Raw genomic sequence first — 1875 nt, forward strand, 5'->3', positions numbered from 1 at the left:
CCCCAGCGGCCAGCGCCCGAAGGGGCGCGGGGAACTGCACGCCCAGCCACGACGCACCCGCAGCCAACCGACGACGCATCACGGCCCAACCCGCGGAGCGTCCGTCACGGTGGACAGCCGCCGATAGGCGGCGTGGGCATGGACCAGGCGGGCGAGCACCGTGCCCACGAGCGTGGCGCCGAACAGGCACGTGAGCCAGAACCCGTCACGGTGAGAGGCCCAGGACAGCGTGCCCGCCGGGGGAATCCCGAAGCCGTTGAGGAGCAGCCAGCACAGCAGGGCGGTGCCGGGCGCCGCCACGAAACGGGCGCACAGCCCGAGCAGCGCGGCCAGCAGGGACAGCACGGTCAGCGCGAGCGTGGGCCGGTACGGGCCCACGAGATGGTTGAGGAGCGCCACGAGTACCGACGCGCCGCCGACGGCGCCGGCCCACACCAGCGGCGTCGCGACGGGCTCGGGCACGGGAGTGGCCCCTGAGCGGAATGACACCCACTCGATCATGCTGACGCTTCCTTCCGGTCCTGTCCGGTGCCGACGCGGGGCGATGCCCGACAGGCTCCGCCGGCTGTTCCGGGACGCTCGTTAGAGTGTCACCAACGGTTTTGCAAAGGAACAGTCAAACCAGACAGGGGGCCGCAGTGGGCGCCGCACGCATGAGCAGCACGCCGTTGCCGGGCATCGGAGTGCGCTACGACCTCACCACGCGGGAGCAACGGCGCCTGTCGGTGGTGGCCCACCGGGACGGCTCCCGGACGCTGAGCGCCTACCGCGAGGACGACCCGGACGCCTGCGCCCTGTCGGTTCGGCTGGCCTCCGGTGAGGCGGACGCGCTCATCGACGCGCTGATGCCCAAGCACCACAGCCCGAGCCTGCTGTCGACGACCGAGCTGGGCTTGGTCGCCGAGCGGGTCGAACTGTCCGCCACGTCCCACTGGAACGGGCGGCTGCTGGGCGAGACCCGGATGCGGACGGAGACCGGTGTGTCCATCGTGGCCGTGATGCGCCGGGCCGAGGCGATCCCCTCGCCCGGCCCGGACTTCCGGCTGGCCGGCGGCGACACCCTGATCGTGATCGGCACCCGTGAGGGCGTGGACGCGGCAGCCGAGATCCTCGGTCGGGAGTGACGGTCTGTGCACTCCTCCGCAGTCTTCCTGATCGAGTTCGGCGCGGTCCTGCTCGGCCTCGGTCTGCTGGGCCGCTTCGCCGGGCGGCTGCGGTTCTCACCGATCCCCCTGTATCTGCTCGCCGGTCTGGCCTTCGGCGAGGGCGGGCTGCTGCCGCTGGACGCCAGTGAGGAGTTCGTCGCCACCGGCGCCGAGATCGGTGTGATCCTGCTGCTGCTCATGCTCGGCCTGGAGTACACGGCGAGCGATCTGGTCTCCAACCTCAAGACGCAGTACCCGGCCGGTCTGGTGGACGCGGCGTTGAACGCGCTGCCCGGCGCGGTGATGGCGCTGCTGCTCGGCTGGGGCCCCGTCGCCGCCGTGGTCCTCGCCGGAGTGACCTGGATCTCCTCGTCCGGGGTGATCGCCAAGGTGCTCGGCGACCTGGGGCGGCTCGGCAACCGCGAAACCCCGGTGATCCTGAGCATCCTCGTCCTCGAAGACCTCTCCATGGCGGTCTACCTGCCGATCCTCACCGCCCTGCTCGCCGGCACCGGGCTGGCTGCGGGCAGCGTCACACTGGCCATCGCCCTCGGGGTCGCCGGGCTGGTGCTGCTCCTCGCGGTGCGCTACGGGCGGCACATCTCCCGCTTCGTCTCCAGCGACGACCCGGAGAAGCTGTTGCTGGTGGTGCTGGGGCTGACCCTGCTGGTGGCCGGGGTCGCGCAGCAACTCCAGGTCTCCGCGGCGGTCGGGGCGTTCCTCGTCGGGA

General features: G+C 71.7%; 3 protein-coding genes. 2 read left to right on the forward strand and 1 reads right to left on the reverse strand.

Annotated features, from left to right (window positions below):
• Positions 1–78: 78 nt before the first annotated feature.
• Positions 79–501 (reverse strand): hypothetical protein, encoded by a 423-nt coding sequence (locus tag ACFYTE_RS41405; protein WP_388722329.1) that lies wholly within the window; start codon positions 499–501, stop codon positions 79–81.
• Between the two features lie 152 nt (positions 502–653).
• Here ACFYTE_RS41405 and ACFYTE_RS41410 point away from each other — a divergent pair, with 152 nt between their 5' ends.
• A complete protein-coding gene (locus tag ACFYTE_RS41410; RefSeq protein ID WP_121895452.1) occupies positions 654–1124 on the forward strand; it encodes a cation:proton antiporter regulatory subunit in 471 nt (156 codons plus the stop codon).
• 6 nt (positions 1125–1130) lie between these two features.
• The coding region (locus ACFYTE_RS41415; RefSeq protein ID WP_388722331.1) for a cation:proton antiporter at positions 1131–1875 on the forward strand (745 nt) is incomplete at its 3' end.

It is taken from the genome of Streptomyces sp. NPDC004629, assembly GCF_042873595.1.
In the GTDB taxonomy this organism is placed as follows: Bacteria; Actinomycetota; Actinomycetes; order Streptomycetales; family Streptomycetaceae; genus Streptomyces.

Bases quoted from the DNA above. Each gene is read 5' to 3' on its own strand.
- ACFYTE_RS41410 (WP_121895452.1), top strand. From the start codon at position 654: ATGAGCAGCACGCCGTTGCCGGGCATCGGAGTGCGCTACGACCTCACC.
- ACFYTE_RS41405 (WP_388722329.1), bottom strand. From the start codon at position 501: ATGATCGAGTGGGTGTCATTCCGCTCAGGGGCCACTCCCGTGCCCGAG.